The sequence below is a fragment of the Pseudomonas sp. RIT-PI-q genome, from assembly GCF_001297125.1.
Classification (GTDB): domain Bacteria; phylum Pseudomonadota; class Gammaproteobacteria; order Pseudomonadales; family Pseudomonadaceae; genus Aquipseudomonas.
This window is the reverse complement of sequence record NZ_LHPC01000039.1, coordinates 157,710-179,189: the sequence shown is the minus strand read 5'-3', so window position 1 is coordinate 179,189 and position 21,480 is coordinate 157,710. Positions and strand designations below refer to the sequence as shown.

20 protein-coding genes are annotated in these 21,480 nt (G+C 59.2%); 15 read left to right on the top strand and 5 right to left on the bottom strand.

Features of this window, described 5'->3' with window-relative positions; all coding sequences use genetic code 11:
- Positions 1 to 10 precede the first annotated feature (10 nt).
- Entirely contained in the window at positions 11 to 826 is an 816-nt protein-coding gene (locus AEQ67_RS21475) for a rhodanese-like domain-containing protein (RefSeq protein WP_059405830.1), read from the bottom strand.
- 42 nt (positions 827 to 868) lie between these two features.
- Positions 869 to 2,407: an HDOD domain-containing protein gene (locus AEQ67_RS21470; RefSeq protein WP_059405829.1), complete on the bottom strand. Its 1,539-nt coding sequence runs from the start codon at positions 2,405 to 2,407 to the stop codon at positions 869 to 871.
- 166 nt (positions 2,408 to 2,573) lie between these two features.
- Between AEQ67_RS21470 and motA the strand changes: the two genes are divergently transcribed.
- Both motA and motB read left to right on the top strand, forming a co-directional pair.
- Positions 2,574 to 3,425, top strand: a complete 852-nt coding sequence (gene motA, locus AEQ67_RS21465; RefSeq protein WP_059405828.1) for a flagellar motor stator protein MotA — start codon at positions 2,574 to 2,576, stop codon at positions 3,423 to 3,425.
- A 162-nt stretch (positions 3,426 to 3,587) separates the two neighbouring features.
- Entirely contained in the window at positions 3,588 to 4,610 is a 1,023-nt protein-coding gene (gene motB / locus AEQ67_RS21460) for a flagellar motor protein MotB (RefSeq protein WP_059405827.1), read from the top strand.
- 119 nt (positions 4,611 to 4,729) lie between these two features.
- On the opposite strand, the gene AEQ67_RS21455 is transcribed toward motB, so the two are convergent.
- Entirely contained in the window at positions 4,730 to 5,152 is a 423-nt protein-coding gene (locus AEQ67_RS21455; RefSeq protein WP_059405826.1) for a hypothetical protein, read from the bottom strand.
- A gap of 618 nt (positions 5,153 to 5,770) precedes the next feature.
- On the opposite strand from AEQ67_RS21455, the gene AEQ67_RS21450 reads away from it, so the two are divergent.
- Positions 5,771 to 6,040 (top strand): hypothetical protein, encoded by a 270-nt coding sequence (locus tag AEQ67_RS21450; RefSeq protein ID WP_059405825.1) that lies wholly within the window; start codon positions 5,771 to 5,773, stop codon positions 6,038 to 6,040.
- A 157-nt stretch (positions 6,041 to 6,197) separates the two neighbouring features.
- Here AEQ67_RS21450 and rsgA read toward each other — a convergent pair whose 3' ends face one another.
- Positions 6,198 to 7,229, bottom strand: a complete 1,032-nt coding sequence (gene rsgA, locus AEQ67_RS21445; RefSeq protein ID WP_059405824.1) for a small ribosomal subunit biogenesis GTPase RsgA — start codon at positions 7,227 to 7,229, stop codon at positions 6,198 to 6,200.
- A gap of 107 nt (positions 7,230 to 7,336) precedes the next feature.
- Between rsgA and orn the strand changes: the two genes are divergently transcribed.
- From orn to AEQ67_RS21430, 3 genes are all read left to right on the top strand, one after another.
- Positions 7,337 to 7,879 (top strand): oligoribonuclease, encoded by a 543-nt coding sequence (gene orn, locus AEQ67_RS21440; protein WP_059405823.1) that lies wholly within the window; start codon positions 7,337 to 7,339, stop codon positions 7,877 to 7,879.
- Between the two features lie 219 nt (positions 7,880 to 8,098).
- On the top strand, positions 8,099 to 8,710 hold the full coding sequence (locus tag AEQ67_RS21435; protein WP_059405822.1) for a trimeric intracellular cation channel family protein: 612 nt from the start codon (positions 8,099 to 8,101) through the stop codon (positions 8,708 to 8,710).
- A gap of 170 nt (positions 8,711 to 8,880) precedes the next feature.
- Positions 8,881 to 9,945: a Fic family protein gene (locus AEQ67_RS21430; RefSeq protein WP_059405821.1), complete on the top strand. Its 1,065-nt coding sequence runs from the start codon at positions 8,881 to 8,883 to the stop codon at positions 9,943 to 9,945.
- Positions 9,946 to 9,964: 19 nt separating this feature from the next.
- On the opposite strand, the gene queG is transcribed toward AEQ67_RS21430, so the two are convergent.
- Positions 9,965 to 11,053: a tRNA epoxyqueuosine(34) reductase QueG gene (queG, locus tag AEQ67_RS21425; protein ID WP_059405820.1), complete on the bottom strand. Its 1,089-nt coding sequence runs from the start codon at positions 11,051 to 11,053 to the stop codon at positions 9,965 to 9,967.
- A gap of 63 nt (positions 11,054 to 11,116) precedes the next feature.
- Here queG and AEQ67_RS21420 point away from each other — a divergent pair, with 63 nt between their 5' ends.
- From AEQ67_RS21420 to hflC, 9 genes are all read left to right on the top strand, one after another.
- A complete protein-coding gene (locus tag AEQ67_RS21420) occupies positions 11,117 to 12,616 on the top strand; it encodes a bifunctional ADP-dependent NAD(P)H-hydrate dehydratase/NAD(P)H-hydrate epimerase (protein ID WP_059405819.1) in 1,500 nt (499 codons plus the stop codon).
- Positions 12,604 to 13,074, top strand: a complete 471-nt coding sequence (gene tsaE, locus AEQ67_RS21415) for a tRNA (adenosine(37)-N6)-threonylcarbamoyltransferase complex ATPase subunit type 1 TsaE (RefSeq protein ID WP_059405818.1) — start codon at positions 12,604 to 12,606, stop codon at positions 13,072 to 13,074. Before AEQ67_RS21420 ends, tsaE begins: the two co-directional genes overlap by 13 nt.
- Positions 13,075 to 14,502, top strand: a complete 1,428-nt coding sequence (locus AEQ67_RS21410; protein ID WP_059405817.1) for an N-acetylmuramoyl-L-alanine amidase — start codon at positions 13,075 to 13,077, stop codon at positions 14,500 to 14,502.
- Positions 14,499 to 16,409: a DNA mismatch repair endonuclease MutL gene (mutL, locus tag AEQ67_RS21405; protein WP_059405816.1), complete on the top strand. Its 1,911-nt coding sequence runs from the start codon at positions 14,499 to 14,501 to the stop codon at positions 16,407 to 16,409. Before AEQ67_RS21410 ends, mutL begins: the two co-directional genes overlap by 4 nt.
- Entirely contained in the window at positions 16,409 to 17,380 is a 972-nt protein-coding gene (miaA, locus tag AEQ67_RS21400; protein WP_059405815.1) for a tRNA (adenosine(37)-N6)-dimethylallyltransferase MiaA, read from the top strand. Before mutL ends, miaA begins: the two co-directional genes overlap by 1 nt.
- Positions 17,381 to 17,475: 95 nt before the next feature.
- Positions 17,476 to 17,736 carry an RNA chaperone Hfq gene (gene hfq, locus AEQ67_RS21395; protein WP_007902656.1) on the top strand — a complete coding sequence of 87 codons (261 nt, stop codon included), beginning with the start codon at positions 17,476 to 17,478 and terminating at the stop codon, positions 17,734 to 17,736.
- A gap of 12 nt (positions 17,737 to 17,748) precedes the next feature.
- Positions 17,749 to 19,050, top strand: coding sequence for a ribosome rescue GTPase HflX (gene hflX, locus AEQ67_RS21390; protein ID WP_059405814.1), 1,302 nt, complete (start codon positions 17,749 to 17,751; stop codon positions 19,048 to 19,050).
- 96 nt (positions 19,051 to 19,146) lie between these two features.
- Positions 19,147 to 20,319, top strand: coding sequence for an FtsH protease activity modulator HflK (gene hflK / locus AEQ67_RS21385; protein ID WP_059405813.1), 1,173 nt, complete (start codon positions 19,147 to 19,149; stop codon positions 20,317 to 20,319).
- Complete coding sequence (gene hflC, locus AEQ67_RS21380) at positions 20,319 to 21,188, top strand: protease modulator HflC (RefSeq protein WP_059405812.1); 870 nt, start codon at positions 20,319 to 20,321, stop codon at positions 21,186 to 21,188. The genes hflK and hflC overlap by 1 nt, the downstream gene beginning before the upstream one ends.
- The last annotated feature ends 292 nt before the right edge of the window (positions 21,189 to 21,480 follow it).

Here is a 21,480-nt window from a genome sequence, read left to right as displayed (position 1 = left end):
CTTAAAAACCTTAAATCTCTACGGGCGTATCGGGATGGTTGCCCCATTCGCCCCAGGAACCGGCGTAGCCTTTGACCCGCGGATAACCGAGGGATTTGGCCACCAGATAGGTGAAGCCAGAACGATGGTGAGTCTGGCAGTGGGTAATCACTTCTTTGTCTTTGGTGATGCCGAGTTGTTCGAGGATTTGTGGCATGTCGGTGCGGATGCGCAAATTGCGCGTCTGATCCATGCCTGCGGTCCATTCGAAGTTCACGGCGCCCGGGATGTGTCCGGCCTTGGCGGCCAGGACTTTCTCGCCGGAGTATTCCAGCGGCCCGCGGGCATCCCAGATTGCCAGGTCGGCGGCGCCGAGACGGCATTGCAGGTACTCGCGGGTCGCGGTGGGCTCGTCGTGCAACGTCAGGGCGACCGGGCCGCCGACTGCTGGCGGGATCTGGATCGACATGGGCAAGCCTTCTGCCAGCCAGGCCTTCAAGCCACCGTCGACATAGTGGTACTTGCTGTGGCCGATGACATCCAGAAGCCAGATAAAGCGCCCGGCCCAACCGCCACCTTCGTCGTCATAAACGACGTAGACCGCATCGGGGTTGTGCCCCAGCTCGCCGAACAATGTTTCAAGCGCGGCGTGGGTCGGCAGCAGGCCTGGCGCAGGCGCCTGACCCAGCTGAGTGCGCTTTGGATCGACAAAGCGCGCACCGGGAAGATGCCCTTCGGCATAGCGGGCGCTGCTGGTCAGGTCTACCAGAATCAGTTCGCGGGCGTCGAGACGCGGGAGCAAGTCGCTCGGCTCGATGACCAGCGGCAAGCCAGAGAAGTCAGACATGTGAGGTCTCCAGAGCACAAAGGGGAGGATTGTAGCGCAGCCTCATTGGCCGCGGGAGCTAAAGCTATGCAGCGCTTTTTCTATGCATTGCGCGGTTTTACCGAAGGCTTGCACGGTGATTTCCGAGAACGGCCCGCCGCCCTGATCCGCCACCACAATCATGATCACCCGACCATTATTGACCAGTGAGCGCAACAGCAGGTGTTCGCCGCTGAACTGTGAGCGCAGGCTCGCTGGCAACAGGGCCGAGAATTGCGCATTGTTGGCCGGTGTCAGTCGCACCTGTGCCTGTTGCGAGAGCAGGCGTTGCAGCACGGTGCTCTGGCTGACCAGGAAATTCAGGCCGGCTGTTTCTTTCGGCAGCCCGGCGATCTGGTGCACACGCAGATTGGCGTGAGTGCGGTCGGCCATCAGAATCATCACCCGACGCATGCCGCACGCGACCAAAGCGTCCCGCGCAGAAGTGGTCAAGTGCATGGCATTGGTGAAGCGACTCGGCTCGACCAGCAACTCGGCACATTGCTTGCGCCACTTCGCCAGGTCTTCGGCGGTCGGTGCCGGGGCCGGCAGCAAACCGGCATGGATGCGGTTCACGCCCCACGGCCAGATCAGCGACACCGCCGGGTGCCACAGGTCGGGCATGGCGTGATGGCGGGCACTGTTCGCGGCTTGTTGGTGTAACTGCTGCTGCACCTCGTCCATCGGCATTTGCAGGTAAAGGCTGGTCAGGTATTGCCAGCGCTCACTGTGCGGACAGTCCCAGGCCTGTTGCGCCGACAGTGCCAGGCCGTTGGCCAGCAGCACGGTGTTGGCCGGTTGATTGAGCCAGCGGCGCAGGGTCGGATCGTCATCGAGGCGGTTTTGCTGGCGCAACGGATGTTCGCTGTCGCGCGCGATGCGCAAGACTTTCACCAGCTCCCGTTGCTCGGTGAGCAGCAGTCGATAGCCCTGCTGCACCCAGATCGGCAGGCGCCAGATGTCCACCAGCGCCAGGCCGATTTCCAGCAGGCGTGCACCGAACAATTGCTTCTCGACTTTGCGCGCCGACTCGCCTTTATGGATGACGCGCAGCTCCCATTCTTCGAGCAATTGCGGATGCGTCAATGCCAACGGCCAGAGCGGCGAAAGAAACAGCAGGCTGCCCCAATGAATGTCCTGCCACAGCCGCGCCAGGCGACTGGCGAAAAAACCGTTGGCCTGTTGGGTCGCGTGCTGACTGACCAACTGAAGTTGGCGCAGGGCTACCGGGATCTCGGACTGAGGCTGGGCGGGCAGGCGGGCAAGCAGTTCTTCGGTGCGTTTCAAACCGAGGCGATTGATCGCCACCTCAAGGTTTTCCGCCGGTTCGGTCATGCTGCCGTGGGTATGCCGGTTGGCTTCGCGAATCACGCTCAAGGCCAGGGCCGGGCTGTCCTGCATCAGCTCGGCGATATCCCGCAGCGAGCTGCGACTGTTGGCGAGGGCCTTGCAGACACGGTCATGACTGACTTGCGGAACCGGCAGGCGCACGCCATCGAGAAGCTTGACCCAGCCTTCAAGCGTGGTCGGTTTTGGAGTTGGAACGTTCGTTTCATTAGCCATGGTTGGACGCGATCACCGTCTGCATTACCTGTGCCCGGAGCGGGCTTAATTGGCTTTTCGCCTGAACTGGCTTTAGTCTGGCGCAGTTTTGCCGATAAGTAGAAGAAGAGATTTTTTAACTTCCGAATATGACCTTGAACCCGACTCAGTAAGTGCTCTCCTACCTATGGCTAAAATAATCGGCATCATCGTCGTATTCGCGAGCGTGCTCGGCGGATACGTGCTCTCCCACGGCAAAATTGCCGCCCTGATCCAGCCCTTCGAGGTGATGATTATTGGTGGCGCGGCGCTCGGCGCATTCCTGCAGGCCAACCCCGGTTACATGACCATGCACGTGCTCAAGAAGTCCTTGAGCATGTTCAGTTCGCGCTTCAACCACACGTTCTATCTGGAAGTGCTGGGCCTGATCTACGAGATCCTCAACAAGAGCCGCCGCGAAGGCATGATGGCGATTGAAGGCGATATCGAAGATGCCGCGGCGAGCCCGATTTTCGCCAAGTATCCGACGGTTCTGAAAGATGACCGCATGACCGCATTCATCTGCGATTACCTGCGCATCATGTCCTCCGGCAACATGGCTCCTCATGAGTTGGAAGGCCTGTTCGACATGGAACTCTACAGCCTCAAGGAAGACCTGGAGCACCCGTCCCACGCGGTGAACGGTATCGCCGACGCCATGCCCGGTTTCGGTATTGTTGCGGCGGTTCTGGGTATCGTGGTGACCATGGCGTCCTTGGGTGAAGGCGACCAGAAATCCATCGGCCTGCACGTCGGTGCGGCACTCGTCGGTACGTTCTTCGGTATTCTCGCAGCCTACGGTTTCTTCGGTCCGCTGGCCCATTCCCTGGCCCACGATGCCAAGGAAGAACTGAACGTCTACGAAGCCATCAAGGCCTCGCTGGTTGCTTCGGCTTCGGGCATGCCGCCATCGCTGGCGGTGGAGTTCGGCCGCAAGGTGCTGTACCCGGCGCACCGTCCTAGCTTCGCTGAGCTGGAACAAGCGGTTCGTGGACGATAGTGCTCTGTTTTGCAAATACGTTCCTTTTTTGGCGAGTGACTGTTGTTGCCAGACAAGGCGCCGCGACGAGTCATAGCTCGCTATGGCGAGGAGCGGCAACGCCGTATGGCGACAACAGGCACCGTCAAAAAGGAACAGTATTTGTGAGACAGAGCACTCTTTATGGAAAATAACCAGCCGATAATCATCAAGCGCGTCAAGCGCATCGCCGGCGGGCATCACGGCGGGGCATGGAAAATCGCCTTCGCCGACTTCGCGACGGCGATGATGGCGTTCTTCCTGGTGCTGTGGCTGCTGTCCACCGCAACACCGGAACAGAAGATCGCCATCGCCGGTTACTTCAAGGACCCGGTCGGCTTTTCCGAAAGCGGCACGCCGTACATCATCGACTTGGGCGGCACGCCGACCCTGGCGCCGGAGAACACCCTCAACCCCGAGGTGAAATCCCAGCCGCAACCGGACAAAGTGACCATCGACACCGAACAGGTCGAAGGCATGGCCGAGCAGGTCGAGAAAGAACGTCTTGAGCTGTTGCTGCAAGAACTGCAGAACAAGGTCGAAGAGAACCCGCAACTGAAGAAATTCAAAGACCAGATCCTCTTCGAAATCACCCCGGACGGTTTGCGCATTCAGATCGTGGACGCGGAAAATCGGCCGATGTTCGATTCCGGCAGTGCGCGTCTGAAACCGTATTTCGAAGACATCCTGCTGGCCATGGCCGACACCATCAAAGCGGTGCCGAACAAGATCAGCATCAGCGGCCACACCGATGCCAAGCCGTACACCGGCACCGGCGATTTTGGTAACTGGGAACTCTCGGCCAACCGCGCCAACGCGGCGCGCCGTGCGCTGGTGGCCGGCAGTTATCCGGATGCGCAGGTGGCACGGGTGGTCGGTTATGCCTCGTCGGCGTTGTTCGATCGCGAGCACCCGTTCAACCCGGTCAACCGTCGTATCGACATCGTGGTGCTGACCAAAAAAGCCCAGCGCGCCATCGAAGGTTCGCAGGGGGCGGAACCGGCTCCGGAGCCGACGCAGGGGCAGGGTGGGCCGGGTGAAGTGCCGGCTGATCCGAATGCGCTGCCGGCGGATAAAGAACCTTTGCCAGCCCACGAGTTGCGCGAACGTCTGAATCTGTTCGATAACCCGGCACCGAAACCGGGTGAGCCCGGCGCCCGGCCGTGACGCCCTGATTCAGGGGCATGGAGCTCGCGTGAAAGACAAATGCCCGTATCTAGCGATACGGGCATTTTTGTTAGCGGGGTGCGCAGCCTGGGTGAGTGCGGACTGTACAAAAAAAGTGACTACTTGGCTGAAGTGAAGTCGATCTTGAAGGTTCCTCCTAGCAATGCAGGCCTATCCTCTTCGTCTTCATAACAATGAAACTTGCCTGTAAAGTTGTTATTGCTACTGTCTGTAATGAATATCTCCCCCCGCTTGGCCTTCCACGAAGTTTCGGGTGGCATTGTCAGGCCTCGCTCAACTGTAATAACCTCTGGGTGGGATTTCAAATCATAAGTGTCTACACCCCAGTCTATCGGGATAAGGAACAAAATAAAAAAGCCGCCTTCGGATGTAGCATTAATGTAGCGAAACTCGGAGATGGCATCGCCATGCACTTCATACGATTTGAATTCACGATCCGAACGCTTCAGTTTCATTGACGCAGCTACATCCCCTTTCCGTAACTTTGCATTGAACTTCTTGTCAAGATCTTCTCTGTTCATATAGGGTTTCCCGTATTGAAATGGTCAGACGGGCTGCCTTCACTCAAGCAGCCCCAGCGTGTAAGCCAACGAAGAAGCAACGCGATGAATAGCCGGGTTAATTCATTCATCCAGGCTTCTCAAATTCTCAGCATTCCTCTGCTGATAGAGTCGGTGAGATGTTCCCCTTTATCTACTGTCATAAGTGACAGTTTTTTAGATCGAAGGACGATAAGCAGAGAGGTGTTTGTTGGTTTTCAGTGATGTTCGTGGGGCGCGCAATAGGTCGGTATGTGTTGAAAGTGTTTTCGCCATCGGACGGGAAGTAGTAATTGGTTTTGCAAGCAAACAACTTCAGTTAACGATGAGGCGTTTAAGCAGGATCAATGCGTTGCCTATGGGTCCATCGCGAGCAAGCTCGCTCCTACAGGTATTGCGTTATCTGTGATTTTCCGGGAGTAAAAATCAAGGAATGAGGGCATATCCGAGAAAGGTGTAGGAAGTCTCCGAACCGTATAAACCGGGTTTTTCTTCACTTAAGGCTCGCCTATAGTTTGTCCGTCGCCGACGAATCGGTGATCGACTTTAGCCAGTCGAACCACAGATGAAATCTTTCGAAATTATCCGGAGTTTTGACCCATGGCTAAGTACCACCCGCTCCAAGGCAACTTCAGCGTCGGCCCGACGCTGTACATCGACACCGAAGCACGCGCTTCCGATCTTCTTGAAACCGCCCTCCACCGACTAAAAGCTGCGCGCAATCTGCTCAACAGCGTCACCTGCCTGTGCGTAAAAGAAGCCGAGGGACACGACCTGGAGCATTTCGCCAACGCTGCACACATGTTGATCCAGGACGGCTGTGACGCCTTGGATGTACTGGGCTGGACGCTGGAAAAAGCCGCACGCTGAAAACAAAAAAAGCCGCGAGATGATCGCGGCTTTTTTGTGGATCACTTAAACCCTGTGGGAGCGAGCTTGCTCGCGAAGGGGCCATCAGGTTCAACATCAATGTTGACTGACCTACCGCTTTCGCGAGCAAGCTCGCTCCCACAGGTTTCGTGTCGGTCTAGTAACTGCTTTCCGGCAAACTCGCGATGATCGAGCGGTAGCTGTTCATCCGTTGCTGTTGCACGCGGCCCTCTTCCAGCGCCTTGAGCAAGGCGCAACCCGGTTCGCGGTCATGTTTGCAGTCGCGGAAGCGGCAGGTGCCGATCAAGTCGTTGAACTCGATGAAACCGGCTTCGACGTCGGCGCGGCTGACGTGGCCCAGGCCGAATTCGCGGATACCCGGAGAGTCGATCAACTCGCCGCCACCGGGGAAGTGGAACAACCGCGCGGTGGTCGTCGTGTGGGTGCCCTGGCCGGACAGCTCGGACAGCGGGCCGACACGGGTTTCGACTTCCGGCAGCAAGCTGTTGACCAGCGATGACTTGCCGACGCCGGACTGGCCGACGAACACACTGATGCGTCCGTCCAGCTGTTCCTGCAGTTGCTCCATGCCGTTGCCGTGATGCGCCGACACTTCGAGCACGGGGTAACCCAGCGTGCGGTAAACCGCCAGCAAGGCATTCAGCGCCGGGGCGTTCTGCTCGTCGATCAGGTCGAATTTGTTCAGCAGCAGCAACGGACGAATGCCCGCATGCTCGGCGGCGACGAGGTAGCGGTCGATCAGGTTGGCGTGGGGCTCGGGCAGCGGGGCGAAGACAATGACGATCATGTCGACGTTGGCCGCGACCGGCTTGAGTTGACCACGGCTGTCCGGGCGGCAGAGTTCGGTTTTACGTGGCAGTTGCGCCACGATTACGCCGATGCCTTGGTTGCCGGCACGCCAGACCACCTGATCGCCGGTCACCAGCGCAGGCAGGTTGGCGCGCAAGTGACAGCGGAACACCTCGCCGGCCAACTCGCCATCGAGCGCTTCGACTTCGACTTGCACACCGAAGTGAGCGATCACCAGGCCCGTCTGTTCGGGACCCAGGTCGCCACCCTCAAGTGCCTCGACAGCCGAGGACTCGCGTTTGGCGGCGCGGGCAGCGCGCTCGCCCTGAATCTTTTCGATGCGCCAGTTTTGACGACGATTGAGTTGGCGTTTGGCCATGGGTGTTCCGTATCAAGAATGCAGCGATTAGGTAAAACGGCCGCGAGTTTAGCACGCCCGGCCACTTGCCTAGGCTAAACTGCGCAGCATTGCCTAGGAGCCGACACATGCAAAACCCACAGAATCTGATCTGGATCGACCTGGAAATGACCGGTCTGAACCCGGATACCGACGTCATCATCGAGATGGCCACCATCGTCACCGACAGTGACTTGAACACCTTGGCCGAAGGTCCGGTGATCGCTATCCACCACAGCGATGAAATCCTCGCCGGCATGGACGATTGGAATACCCGTCAACACGGCGGCTCCGGGCTGACCCAGCGGGTTCGCGACAGCCGCATCAGCATGGCCGAAGCCGAAGCCGAGACCATCGCCTTCCTGGAAAAATGGGTGCCGAAGGGCAAGTCGCCGATCTGCGGCAACAGCATCTGCCAGGACCGTCGCTTCCTTTATACCCACATGAAATCCCTGGAAAGCTTCTTCCACTACCGCAACCTCGACGTGTCGACGCTTAAAGAGTTGGCCGCACGCTGGGCACCGGACGTGCGCGACAGCTTCAAAAAGGGCAGCACCCACCTGGCACTGGACGACATCCGCGAATCGATCGCCGAGCTGCAGCATTACCGCCAGCATTTCATCAAATTCTAAGCCTGAAATACGCACCTGTAGGAGCTGGCTCGCCAGCGAAGGGGCCCTCGAAGACGCCTTCGCCAGCAAGCCGGCTCCTACAAAAGCCACGTTCGCGCCGCTTTTGTAGGAGCGAGGCTTGCCCGCGAAGAAGGCGACGCGGTCCATTTGATCGTGCGCCCACTTTTGGTGCCTGGGTGAAGTGAGTAGACTGCGCGCCTTCCTGCAAGGACCGCCACCATGTTGCTGATGCTTTACCTGATCGCCATTACCGCCGAAGCCATGACCGGTGCCCTGTCTGCCGGCCGTCGCGGGATGGACTGGTTTGGCGTAGTGCTGATCGCCTGCGTCACCGCCCTGGGTGGCGGCTCGGTGCGCGATGTATTGCTCGGCCATTACCCGCTGACCTGGGTCAAACACCCGGAATACCTGGTGCTGACCTCAGTCGCGGCGATGTTCACCGTCTTTGCTGCACGCTGGATGCGCCACCTGCGCTCGCTGTTTCTGGTGCTCGACGCCGTGGGCCTGGTGGCGTTCACGCTGATCGGCTGCATGACCGCCCTGGAAATGGGCCACGGCATGCTCGTGGCCTCGGTCAGCGGCGTGATCACCGGAGTGTTTGGCGGCATCCTGCGGGACATCTTCTGCAACGACATCCCGCTGATCTTCCGCCGTGAGCTCTACGCCAGCGTCTCGTTCGCGGCGGCGTGGTGCTACATGCTCTGCATCTACCTGCAAGTGCCCGGCGAACAAGCGATCCTGATCACCTTGTTTGGCGGCTTCCTGCTGCGCCTGCTGGCCATCCGTTTCCACTGGGAAATGCCCAAGTTCGTCTACAACGACGAAGCCTGATTTCAGCGACACGATGGGGGCCCTGGATAGAGGCGAGCTTCGAAATATCCTGACCAAGAAGTCGCGTGGTCTACAGGGTTTAAATGGGGTAAAAAGATCTTAAATAGGGTGATTTGTTAGTTAATTACCCTATTTAATGTTGTATTACCCTCTTTAGCAGGTAAGACGCCTTGCGATCACTCACTCCTGACTTCCTCTCGACGCTACGTTACAACGGACTGCAGGTCGCGACTTTGCGGGCTCTCGGTGAATATCGTGGAAAGCAGCAATTATTCGTCGCTCAATCTCCAGAGATTCTCAACGACCTCAAGCAGCTAGCTGTCATTGAGTCCACCGAGTCATCAAACCGGCTTGAAGGGGTGGTCGTGGCACCTGCCCGGTTAAAATCCCTAGTCATCAAAAATGCGGAACCTAAAAGCCGCTCCGAGCAAGAAATTGCGGGTTATCGCGATGCGCTTTCGCTGATTCATGAAGCAGCAGAAGGGATGCCAATTTCTGAAGGCGTCATTCGACAGTTGCACGGCATGCTTTACCGCTATTTGCCACAGGATGGCGGGGAATGGAAAGCAACGAACAACGACATCATTGAGCGTCATCCTGATGGCAGCTCTCGTATCCGCTTCCAACCGGTTGCTGCACATCTGACGCCCATGGCCATGGGCGACATGGTCGCGCAATACCGCAAGGCCCTGGATCAGAACTTGGCCGACCCACTGGTCATTGTCCCGCTGGTTGTTCTGGACTTTCTTTGCATCCACCCCTTCTCGGACGGCAACGGTCGCGTGGCTCGCCTGATTACTTTGTTGCTGCTTTATCAATTTGATTATCGAGTCGGGCGTTTTATCAGTCTTGAGCGGATCTTCGAGGACTCAAAAGAAAGTTACTACGAAACGCTTGAAATCAGCTCTCAAGGTTGGCACGAAGGCCAACACGATGTGCAGCCATGGCTCGACTATTTCTGGGGCGCGCTACTTCGTGCTTACAAGGAATTTGAGGTGCGTGTAGGCACCATCGATAAGCGACATGGTGGGAAAAGTGATCGAGTTCGAATCGAAGCGTTGAAGCGCATTTTGCCTTTCTCAATTACTGAGCTTGAAGAGGCTTGCCCTGGGGTGAGTCGTGACACCGTGCGTATGGTCTTGCGCTCATTGAAAGCTGACGGGCTAATTGAGTCGACTGGAAAGGGACGCAGCGCCAAATGGATAAAACCATCGGATGTTGATTCGCAACCTTGAGCCCATTTCGCTGCGTCGTTTAATGGGGAGATCCAACGTCGCCGGCGCGTTGCTCGTGTTGTTTCAACGCCCACTCGACGTGTTCCCGGACCATTTCCGACGGGTACTCGCGTCGCGCCTTCAGCGCTTCCAGCACCGGAATGGTTGAAGGCGCATTGCCTAGCCCGACCGCCAGGTTACGCAGCCAGCTGTCATAACCCGCGCGACGCAGCGGCGAACCTTCGGTGCTGCTGAGGAACTTGTCTTCGTCCCACATGAACAGTTCAGCCAGTTCGGCGTTGTCGAGGTTGTGCCGTGGCTTGAAGTCGCTCTCGCCGGAGGGGCGGGCGAAGCGGTTCCATGGGCAGACGATCTGGCAGTCATCGCAGCCGAATACCCGGTTGCCGATCAGCGGTCGCAGGTCTTCGGGAATGGCGCCTTTGAGTTCGATGGTCAGGTAGGAAATACAGCGCCGGGCGTCCAGTACATAGGGGCCGACGAAGGCGTTGGTCGGGCAGATGTCGAGGCACGCGGTGCATCGGCCGCAGTGTTCGGTGGCGTGCGGCGGGTCAACCGGCAGCGGTAAATCGACGAACAGTTCGGCGAGGAAGAAATAGCTGCCGGCCTTGCGATTCAAGACCAGGGTGTTTTTGCCGATCCAGCCCAGGCCGGCTTTTTCCGCGATGGCTTTTTCCAGTACCGGGGCGCTGTCGACAAAGGCGCGGTAGCCAAAGGGGCCGATGACGGCTTGAATCTTTTCGGCCAGATGTTGCACGCGCTTACGAATTAATTTGTGGTAATCGCGGCCCAAGGCATAACGCGAGACGTAGGCTTTTTCCGGTTGGGCCAGCAATTGCGCCATTTTGGTGTCGCCCGACAGGTAGTCCATGCGCAACGAAACCACGCGCAAAGTACCCGGCACCAGTTCTTCCGGGTGCGAGCGTTTGCTGCCGTGGGCGCCCATGTACTCCATTTCGCCGTGGTAGCCGGCTTCGAGCCAGCGCTCCAGGTGCTGCTCATGCTCGGCCAGGTCGAGGCCGCTGATGCCGACTTGCTGGAAACCCAGTTCACGACCCCAATCCTTGATGGATTGGGCGAGGGCGGGCAGGTCTGTGGTAATTGCGGGCATGAGGCGAGAGAAACCGGAGCTGAGGTGCGTATAATTCTGCCAGACATCGGAGCCCGAAGACGCATGCCGCACACTAAAGATGAATTACCCGACGCGCTGTACAGCGCCGCGCAAGTCCGCGGGCTCGATGCGAGCCTGATCGCGGCCGGCACACCGGGCTTCGAAGTGATGCAGCGCGCCGCCCATGCGACGTGGCGGGCGTTGGTTCGTCAGTGGCCGACAGCCAATGAATTGACGGTGCTTGCTGGCCATGGCAATAACGCCGGGGACGGTTATCTGGTGGCGGTAATGGCCCGGCGGGGTGGATGGTCGGTTCGGGGGCTGGCCGTTGGGGATCCTCAGCGTTTGCAGGGCGATGCTGCATTGGCGCATGCCGAGGCTGTCTCCGAAAAGGTCACCATTGAAACCTGGTCTGCGCAGTCCGAATTGCGCGGCGTCGTGCTGGATGCCTTGCTCGGCACTGGCCTGACCGGTGAAGTACGTGAGCCTTACGCCAGTGCTATCGCCGCGATCAATGCCAGCGGTTTGCCGGTCGCGGCGGTGGATATCCCTTCAGGGCTGTGCGCCGACACCGGCCGCATGCTGGGCGATGCGGTGCGAGCCGACCTGACGGTGACGTTCATCGGTTTGAAATTGGGGCTTTTCACCGGTGATGCAGCAGACGTGGTGGGCGAACTGGTCTTCAACGACCTGCAAGCGCCACCGGAGTTGTTTGAGGCTGCGACGTTCAGCGCACGTCGCCTGACCGCCGGCAACCTGCCGCGCCTGGCGGCCCGCGCGCCCGGTTCGCACAAAGGCAAGTTCGGGCATGTCTTGCTCATCGGCGGTGATCGCGGTTTTGGTGGCGCGATCCTGCTGAGCGCGCAAAGTGCGCTACGCAGTGGAGCCGGTATGGTGTCCCTGGCCACCCGCAGCGAACATATTTCCGCTGCATTGGCGCGGGTGCCCGAAGCCATGGTGCTGGGGACTTCCTCGGCCAATCAATTGATGGACCTGCTGGAGAAGGTCAGCGTGCTGGTCGTCGGCCCGGGGCTTGGTCAGGCGGCGTGGGGACGTAGTCTGTTGTCCGCCGCGGCTAACGCACCGCTGCCACAAGTCTGGGACGCCGATGCATTGAATCTCCTGGCCACGGAACACGTGAGCTTGCCCAAGGATTGTGTGATCACTCCGCATCCGGGCGAAGCGGCGCGGTTGCTGGGGATATCGACGGCCGAGGTTCAGGCGGATCGTCCCGCGGCCGCACACGCGTTGAGCAAAAAATACACCGCCGTGGTGATTCTGAAAGGCGCCGGCAGTCTGATCGCCAGCCCTGATGGGCGATTGGCGGTGTGTCATCAGGGCCATCCGGCCATGGCCACCGCCGGTCTGGGCGATGTGCTGGCCGGTCTGCTCGGCGCGTTGCTGGCCCAAGGCATGGAGGCATTCGACGCCGCCAGCCTGGCGGTCTGGCTACACGCCAATGCCGGCGCGCAACAAGGTAAATCGGGCCGTGGACTGGCGGCCAGTGATCTGATCCCAGCCATTCGTCAGTTGTTGGAGGAGCAAGCACCGTGTCTGAAGTAACCCTGTACCTGGCTGATGAAGAGGCGATGACCGCGTTTGGCGCACGCATCGCACAAACCACCGAAGGGCACGGTCTGATTTTTCTCGAGGGCGATCTGGGGGCGGGTAAAACCACGCTGTCCCGCGGCATCATCCGGGGTCTGGGGCATGTGGGCGCGGTAAAAAGTCCGACCTTCACCCTGGTCGAGCCGTACGAGATTGGCGATATCCGGGCCTTCCATTTCGACCTCTATCGTCTGGTCGATCCTGAAGAGCTGGAGTACCTCGGCATCCGCGATTACTTCGAAGACGACGCTTTGTGCCTGATCGAATGGCCCCAGAAGGGTGCAGGCTTTTTGCCAAAGCCCGACCTGACCATTACCATTAGCCCGCAAGACAGCGGGCGTTCGCTGAAAATTTTATCCCAGGGCTCGCGTGGCGAGTCGTGGTGTGCCGCTTTGGCATTGGAATCCAATTAAATGATGGGGTTAGGTATGCGCTTTCGCGCGTTGGTTGCTGCCGTAGGATTGTTGTTTTTGGCGGTGACCGTCGACGCTGTGGCCGAGACGAAGGTCAACAGTGTTCGCCTGTGGCGGGCTCCGGACAACACACGACTGGTGTTTGACCTGACCGGCCCCGTCCAGCACAGCGTTTTCACCCTGAGTGCTCCCGATCGGCTGGTCATCGACATCAATGGCGCGTCCCTCGGTGCGCCGTTGAACGTCAACACCTCGAACACCCCGATCACCGCGATGCGCTCGGCACAGCGCACGCCGACCGACCTGCGGGTGGTCATCGACCTGAAAAAGGCCGTCACGCCGAAAAGTTTTACCCTGGCACCGAACGCCCAGTACGGCAATCGCCTGGTGGTCGACCTGTTCGATAACGCCGCCGACGCTGCGCCAATCCCTGCACCGACCAACGTTGCGACGGTGGCCCCGGTTCCGGTCACGCCGGTGGAACCGGCGGTCAAGCTGCCGCCCGCCCCGGCCGGCAAGCGCGACATCATTGTAGTAATCGATGCCGGTCACGGCGGTGAAGACCCGGGCGCGTCGGGCTCCAGTGGCCAGCGCGAGAAAGACGTGGTGCTGGCCATCGCCCGCGAACTGCAGCGTCAGGTCAACGGCATGAAAGGCTTCCGCGCCGAACTGACCCGTACCGGCGACTACTTCATCCCGTTGCGTGGCCGTACCGAAATCGCTCGCAAGAAAGGCGCCGACCTGTTCGTTTCGATCCACGCCGACGCCGCGCCTTCCGCCGCTGCGTTTGGTGCGTCGGTGTTCGCCTTGTCCGATCGCGGCGCCACGTCCGAGACCGCCCGTTGGCTGGCCGACAGCGAAAACCGTTCCGACTTGATCGGGGGTGCCGGCAACGTCAGCCTCGATGACAAGGACCGCATGCTGGCAGGCGTACTGCTCGATTTGTCGATGACCGCCTCCCTGACGTCCAGCCTCAACGTTGGTCAGAAGGTGCTGACCAACATTGGCCGGGTCACACCACTGCACAAACAACGGGTGGAGCAGGCCGGGTTCATGGTGCTGAAATCGCCGGACATCCCGTCGATCCTGGTGGAAACCGGGTTCATCTCCAACGCCAACGAAGCCTCGAAGCTCGCTGCGTCGAACCACCAGCAGGCGCTGGCGCGTTCGATCAGCAGTGGTGTGCGCCAGTTCTTCCAGCAGAATCCACCACCGGGCACCTACATCGCCTGGCTGCGTGATTCTGGTGGGATCGCCCAAGGGCCGCGTGACCATCGGGTGAGCCCCGGCGAGACGCTGGCGATGATTGCCGTGCGCTATCAGGTGTCTCCGGCGACGCTGCGCAGCGCCAACAAGCTGTCGAATGATGAGCTCAAGGTCGGTCAGCACTTGACCATTCCCGGCACTGAACTGGCGGCCAAAGAATGAACCAGGTGCTGACCAACACGTCTCGCATCGAGCTGCTCAGCCCACGGCTGGCGAACCAGATTGCCGCTGGTGAGGTGGTTGAGCGCCCGGCGTCGGTGATCAAGGAGTTGCTGGAAAACAGCCTCGACTCCGGCGCCAGGCGTATTGATGTCGACGTCGAACAGGGCGGCGTCAAGCTGCTGCGGGTACGCGACGATGGCAGCGGCATTTCTGCCGATGACTTGCCACTGGCCCTGGCGCGACACGCCACCAGCAAGATCCGTAACCTTGAAGACCTTGAACAAGTCATGAGCCTCGGGTTTCGCGGTGAAGCCTTGGCGTCGATCAGCTCCGTGGCGCGCCTGACCCTGACCTCGCGCACCAAAGATGCGGATCAGGCCTGGCAGGTCGAGACCGAAGGCCGGGACATGGCGCCGCGCGTGCAACCCGCAGCCCATCCGGTGGGCACTTCGGTGGAAGTGCGCGACCTGTTTTTCAACACCCCGGCGCGGCGCAAGTTTCTCAAGACCGAAAAAACCGAATTCGATCACCTGCAAGAAGTGATCAAGCGCCTGGCCCTGGCACGTTTCGACGTGGCATTCCACTTGCGCCATAACGGCAAAACCATTCTCAGCCTGCACGAGGCCCACGATGACGCGGCCCGCGCCCGGCGAGTGGCGGCGATCTGTGGCTCGGGCTTCCTTGAGCAAGCGCTGCCAATCGAAATCGAGCGTAATGGCCTGCACCTGTGGGGTTGGGTCGGTTTACCGACGTTCAACCGCAGTCAGGCGGACTTGCAGTATTTCTTCGTCAACGGCCGTGCAGTGCGCGACAAACTGGTGGCCCACGCGGTGCGCCAGGCGTATCGCGACGTGCTGTTCAACGGCCGGCACCCGACGTTCGTGCTGTTTTTCGAAGTCGATCCGGCGGGCGTCGACGTCAACGTGCACCCGACCAAGCACGAAGTACGCTTCCGTGACGGGCGCATGGTCCATGATTTCCTCTATGGCACCTTGCACCGCGCCTTGGGCGATGTGCGTCCCGAAGATCATCTGGCGGCACCGGTGGCGACGGCCATTGTTCGACCGACCGGCATCGACGCTGGCGAATTCGGCCCGCAAGGCGAAATGCGCCTGGCGGCCAATGCGCTGCTTGAACAGCCACAGGCACAACCATCCTTTAATACGGCGGCAGGTTCGGGCGCTGGCGCGGGTTATCAATATCAATACACGCCTCGGCCTCAGTCCGGCGTTCCCGTTGCCGAAGCCCAAGCTGCCTACCGCGAGTTCTTTGCGCCGTTGCCTGAAGCCAATGCTGTGGCGCTGCCGGCCGGACAGGACGACATCCCGCCGCTGGGATACGCGCTGGCGCAGCTCAAGGGCATCTACATTCTTTCGGAAAACGCCCAAGGCCTGGTGCTGGTGGACATGCACGCGGCTCACGAGCGGATCATGTACGAACGCCTGAAGATCGCCATGGCCAGCGAAGGCCTGAGCGGTCAGCCGCTGCTGGTGCCGGAGTCCCTGGCGGTCAGCCAGCGCGAAGCCGATTGCGCCGAAGAGCACGTTGCGTGGTTCCAGCGCCTGGGCTTTGAATTGCAGCGCCTGGGCCCGGAAACCCTGGCGATTCGGCAGATTCCGGCCTTGCTCAAACAGGCCGAAGCCAATCGACTGGTCAGCGACGTCCTCGCCGACCTGATGGAATACGGCACCAGCGACCGCATTCAGGCGCACCTGAACGAACTGCTCGGCACCATGGCTTGTCACGGCGCGATTCGTGCGAATCGGCGTCTGGCGATCCCGGAAATGAACGGTCTGCTGCGCGATATGGAAAACACCGAGCGCAGCGGTCAATGCAACCATGGCCGACCGACCTGGACCCAGCTGGGCCTGGACGATCTGGACAAACTGTTCTTGCGCGGTCGTTGATGAGCCAGCTCCCTCCCGCGATTTTCCTGATGGGGCCGACGGCTGCCGGCAAAACCGACCTGGCCATCGAACTCACCAAAGTCTTGCCCTGCGAGCTGATCAGCGTTGATTCGGCACTGGTCTATCGCGGCATGGACATAGGCACCGCCAAGCCTTCGAAAGCGCTTTTGGCCGAATTTCCACACCGACTGATCGATATTCTCGACCCGGCAGAGAGCTATTCGGCCGCCGATTTCCGTCGTGACGCCCTCGAAGCCATGGCCGAGATCACCGCGCGTGGAAAAATTCCGCTGCTGGTGGGCGGCACAATGCTCTATTACAAGGCTTTGGTCGAAGGTCTGGCGGACATGCCGGCAGCCGATCCCGACGTCCGCGCGCAGATCGAAGAAGAAGCTGCACGCCTTGGCTGGCAGGCCCTGCACGAGCAATTGGCGGTGATCGACCCGGAATCTGCGGCGCGTATTCATCCGAACGATCCCCAGCGGCTCAGTCGAGCACTGGAAGTTTATCGCGTCAGCGGTCAAAGCATGACCGCACTTCGTTTGCAACAATCTGCGCAAACTACTGAAGCAGCCGCTTCGGGACGTCAACAATTGCCCTATACTGTCGCGAACTTGGCGATTGCTCCGGCAAATCGTCAGGTACTGCATGAGCGAATTAAACAAAGATTCACGTTAATGTTGGAACAGGGATTCATTGACGAGGTCGTAGCCCTGCGTAAACGAAGTGACCTGCATGCCGGGTTGCCCTCGATACGTGCAGTAGGCTACCGACAAGTCTGGGACTACCTGGATGGCAAGCTGACGCAAGCCGAGATGCAGGAGCGTGGAATCATTGCCACGCGCCAATTGGCGAAGCGCCAGTTCACCTGGCTGCGCAGTTGGGCTGATTTACACTGGTTGGACAGCCTGGATTGCGACAATCTGCCGCGCGCCTTGAAATACCTGGGGACCATCTCCATATTGAGCTGAGTCCTTGCAATTGCCGTCTATCCTTGGGGGTGTGACGGCCACAAGCCATCTGTTTACCTATTTTTTTATATTGAATCCTTAAAGGAGTGCGGCACATGTCAAAAGGGCATTCGCTACAAGACCCTTACTTGAATACTTTACGTAAAGAGAAAGTTGGGGTGTCCATCTACCTGGTCAACGGGATCAAACTGCAAGGTACGATCGAGTCTTTCGACCAGTTCGTCATCCTGCTGAAAAACACCGTCAGCCAAATGGTTTACAAACACGCTATCTCTACAGTGGTGCCGGTTCGTCCAATTCGTCTGCCTAGCGCAACCGAATCCGAAGCCGGTGACGCTGAGCCAGGTAACGCCTGATAGGAGTCTCCTTTGTTCTTTGAGCGCCACGGTGGTGGTGAGCGAGTGATCCTCGTTCACTTGGATGGACAGGACCCTGAGGCGCGCGAAGATCCGCAGGAGTTTCAGGAATTGGCTAATTCGGCTGGCGCCGAGACCGTTGCGTTTTTTAACGTGCCGCGTCATCGGCCAACCGCCAAATTCCTGATCGGTAGCGGCAAGGTCGAGGAGTTACGCGACCTGGTTCATGCCGAAAAGGCAGATCTGGTGATCTTCAATCACATCCTCACGCCCAGTCAGGAACGTAACCTCGAACGTGTTTTCGAGTGTCGCGTGATCGACCGCACCGGTCTGATTCTCGATATTTTCGCCCAACGCGCCCGTACCCATGAAGGCAAGCTCCAGGTAGAACTGGCCCAGCTTGACCACATGAGCACCCGGCTGGTTCGTGGCTGGACTCACCTTGAGCGTCAAGGTGGCGGTATCGGCATGCGTGGCCCGGGTGAAACCCAGCTGGAAACCGACCGCCGTTTGCTGCGGGTTCGCTTGCGGCAGATCAAAGGCCGGTTGGAAAAAGTGCGCAGCCAGCGCGAACAGTCGCGACGCGGCCGTTCGCGTGCGGATATACCTACCGTGTCTTTGGTGGGGTATACCAACGCCGGTAAATCCACGCTCTTCAATAACGTGACGAAATCCGACGTGTACGCGGCTGACCAGTTGTTTGCCACGCTGGACCCGACCTTGCGCCGTCTGGAACTGGACGACCTGGGGCCGATTGTCCTGGCCGACACTGTGGGTTTCATCCGCCACTTGCCCCACAAGCTGGTCGAGGCATTTCGGTCTACCCTCGAAGAGTCGAGCAACTCCGACCTGCTGTTGCACGTGATCGATGCGGCCGAACCGGATCGCATGTTGCAGATCGAGCAGGTGATGGTGGTGCTGGGTGAGATTGGTGCCCAGGACTTGCCGATCCTAGAGGTCTATAACAAACTCGATTTGCTTGAAGGCGTTGAGCCACAAATCCAGCGTGACGAAAACGGCAAGCCTCAACGGGTCTGGCTTTCGGCGCGTGATGGCAGTGGACTGGAATTGCTTGAGCAAGCCATTGCCGAGTTGCTGGGCAGTGAGTTGTTTATCGGCACCTTGCGCTTGCCGCAACGTTTTGCTCGACTGCGTGCGCAGTTTTTCGAACTCGGTGCGGTACAGAAAGAAGAACACGACGAAGAAGGCATCAGCTTGCTGGCCGTTCGCTTGCCACGAATCGAGTTGAATCGATTGGTGAGCCGCGAAGGTCTGCAGCCGACTGAGTTCATCGAGCAACACACTTTGCAATAAAAGCCTGAGAAAGCGGTTGTGCCGTGGTGACAGGCATTCTGTAGCATTGGTCGGCGCGCCGTGGGTGCGTCTTTGCTTTATCAGATGGAGAGCGCTATGGCTTGGAATGAGCCGGGTGGCAACTCGAATAATCAGGATCCTTGGGGTGGCAAGCGCCGCAATAACGGCGACCGCAAGGGACCACCGGATCTCGACGAGGCCTTCCGAAAGCTGCAGGAAAGCCTGAACGGGTTGTTCGGTGGTGGTAAGAAACGTGGTGATGATGGCGGTGGTTCGGGCAAGAGTGGCGGCTTCGGCGGCATTCTTGGTGTCGTTCTCGTCGTATTGGCGGCCGTTTGGCTGTACAGCGCGGTTTATGTCGTCGACGAGCAGGAGCAAGCCGTGGTGCTGCGCTTCGGCAAGTACTACGAAACTGTCGGCCCGGGTCTGAACATCTATTTCCCGCCGCTCGATCGCAAGTACCTGGAAAACGTCACGCGTGAGCGTGCCTATACCAAGCAAGGTCAAATGCTGACTGAAGACGAGAACATCGTCGAAGTGCCGCTGACCGTGCAGTACAAGATCAGCAATCTGCAGGACTTCGTGCTGAGCGTCGACCAGCCGGAAATCAGCCTGCAGCACGCGACCGAAAGTGCCTTGCGCCATGTGGTGGGTTCCACCGCGATGGACCAGGTGCTGACTGAAGGTCGTGAATTGATGGCCAGCGAAATCAAGGAGCGTCTGCAACGCTTCATGGATACCTATCGCACCGGTATCACCGTCACCCAGGTCAACGTACAGAGCGCAGCGGCACCGCGTGAAGTGCAGGAAGCCTTCGATGACGTGATCCGCGCCCGTGAAGACGAGCAGCGTTCGCGCAACCAGGCTGAAACCTATGCCAACGGCGTCGTGCCGGAAGCCCGTGGTCAGGCCCAGCGCATCATCGAAGATGCCAACGGTTACCGTGACGAAACCGTCTCGCGTGCCAAGGGTGAGGCTGATCGCTTCACCAAGCTGGTCGCCGAGTATCGCAAGGCACCCGAAGTCACCCGCGAGCGTCTGTACCTGGACACCATGCAGGAAGTCTTCAGCAACACCAGCAAGGTTCTCGTGACCGGCAACAAGAATGGCCAGAGCAATCTGCTCTACTTGCCGCTGGACAAGATGGTCGAAAGTGGTCGCAACACCAGCACTTCGGTGACCGGTGCGGCAGCCAGCAGCAATGAAGCGAATGCACGTGCAGCAGCTGATCTGCAGCAACAGCCAGCACGTACCAGGGAGAGTCGCTGATGAGCAATAAATCGCTGATCGCCCTTATTGTCGGCGTCGTCGTGGCGATCGCTGCCTGGAACTGCTTCTACATCGTGGCTCAGACCGAGCGTGCGGTGTTGCTGCAGTTCGGTCGTGTGGTCCAGGCCGATGTTCAGCCGGGCCTGCATGTGAAAGTGCCTTACGTTAACCAGGTGCGCAAATTCGACGCACGCCTGATGACGCTGGATGCACCGACACAACGCTTCCTGACGCTGGAAAAGAAAGCCGTCATGGTCGATGCCTACGCCAAGTGGCGCGTGAAAGATGCCGAGCGCTTCTACACCGCGACTTCCGGCCTCAAGCAGATTGCCGACGAACGTCTTTCCCGTCGTCTGGAATCGGGCCTGCGTGACCAGTTCGGCAAGCGCACGCTGCACGAAGTGGTGTCCGGTGAGCGCGATGCGCTGATGACCGATATCACCGCTTCGTTGAACAAGATGGCGGAAAAAGAGCTGGGCATCGAAGTGGTCGATGTTCGGGTCAAGGCTATCGATCTGCCGAAAGAAGTGAACCGCAGCGTGTTCGAACGCATGAGTTCCGAGCGTGAGCGTGAAGCTCGCGAGCACCGCGCCAAGGGTAACGAGCTGGCAGAAGGCATTCGTGCCGACGCCGACCGTCAACGCCGCGTGCTGCTGGCTGAAGCCTATCGTGAATCTGAAGAGGTTCGCGGTGATGGTGATGCCCAGGCCGCTGCGATCTACTCCAAGGCCTACGGCCAGGACCAGGAGTTCTACGGTTTCTATCGTAGCCTGCGCGCCTACCGTGAAAGCTTCGCGAACAAATCCGACGTCATGGTCCTGGACCCAAGCAGCGACTTCTTCCGTTACCTGGAAAAAGCCAAGCCTTGATACGGCGTTGACCTGAATCATCCCCCGCCTGGCGGCTAAAGCCTCGGGCGGGGTGATCCTTTGGGAAAACGTGTGTATGATGCGGCAGCCGGGAAATTCCCGGCTTTTTTGCGTCTGCACGTTTGATTGCGGTTGTCAGGCAAGACATCGAGTTGAATGACTCGACAGGTTTTTCGAGGAAAGTGGTTGGCGAAGCCGGTTTCAGGCTTTTCGCCACGTTGTTCTTGCGCGTGTTTTGTGCACGAACCGATCATTTTCTGCTTCACTCAAGGCTCGCCCAACGGCTTGCCGC

What these genes read in the sequence shown, in the direction of transcription:
- AEQ67_RS21475 (WP_059405830.1), bottom strand. Translation starts at nt 826, where the DNA reads ATGTCTGACTTCTCTGGCTTGCCGCTGGTCATCGAGCCGAGCGACTTG.
- AEQ67_RS21470 (WP_059405829.1), bottom strand. Translation starts at nt 2,407, where the DNA reads ATGGCTAATGAAACGAACGTTCCAACTCCAAAACCGACCACGCTTGAA.
- motA (WP_059405828.1), top strand. Translation starts at nt 2,574, where the DNA reads ATGGCTAAAATAATCGGCATCATCGTCGTATTCGCGAGCGTGCTCGGC.
- motB (WP_059405827.1), top strand. Translation starts at nt 3,588, where the DNA reads ATGGAAAATAACCAGCCGATAATCATCAAGCGCGTCAAGCGCATCGCC.
- AEQ67_RS21455 (WP_059405826.1), bottom strand. Translation starts at nt 5,152, where the DNA reads ATGAACAGAGAAGATCTTGACAAGAAGTTCAATGCAAAGTTACGGAAA.
- AEQ67_RS21450 (WP_059405825.1), top strand. Translation starts at nt 5,771, where the DNA reads ATGGCTAAGTACCACCCGCTCCAAGGCAACTTCAGCGTCGGCCCGACG.
- rsgA (WP_059405824.1), bottom strand. Translation starts at nt 7,229, where the DNA reads ATGGCCAAACGCCAACTCAATCGTCGTCAAAACTGGCGCATCGAAAAG.
- orn (WP_059405823.1), top strand. Translation starts at nt 7,337, where the DNA reads ATGCAAAACCCACAGAATCTGATCTGGATCGACCTGGAAATGACCGGT.
- AEQ67_RS21435 (WP_059405822.1), top strand. Translation starts at nt 8,099, where the DNA reads ATGTTGCTGATGCTTTACCTGATCGCCATTACCGCCGAAGCCATGACC.
- queG (WP_059405820.1), bottom strand. Translation starts at nt 11,053, where the DNA reads ATGCCCGCAATTACCACAGACCTGCCCGCCCTCGCCCAATCCATCAAG.
- AEQ67_RS21420 (WP_059405819.1), top strand. Translation starts at nt 11,117, where the DNA reads ATGCCGCACACTAAAGATGAATTACCCGACGCGCTGTACAGCGCCGCG.
- AEQ67_RS21410 (WP_059405817.1), top strand. Translation starts at nt 13,075, where the DNA reads ATGATGGGGTTAGGTATGCGCTTTCGCGCGTTGGTTGCTGCCGTAGGA.
- mutL (WP_059405816.1), top strand. Translation starts at nt 14,499, where the DNA reads ATGAACCAGGTGCTGACCAACACGTCTCGCATCGAGCTGCTCAGCCCA.
- miaA (WP_059405815.1), top strand. Translation starts at nt 16,409, where the DNA reads ATGAGCCAGCTCCCTCCCGCGATTTTCCTGATGGGGCCGACGGCTGCC.
- hfq (WP_007902656.1), top strand. Translation starts at nt 17,476, where the DNA reads ATGTCAAAAGGGCATTCGCTACAAGACCCTTACTTGAATACTTTACGT.
- hflK (WP_059405813.1), top strand. Translation starts at nt 19,147, where the DNA reads ATGGCTTGGAATGAGCCGGGTGGCAACTCGAATAATCAGGATCCTTGG.
- hflC (WP_059405812.1), top strand. Translation starts at nt 20,319, where the DNA reads ATGAGCAATAAATCGCTGATCGCCCTTATTGTCGGCGTCGTCGTGGCG.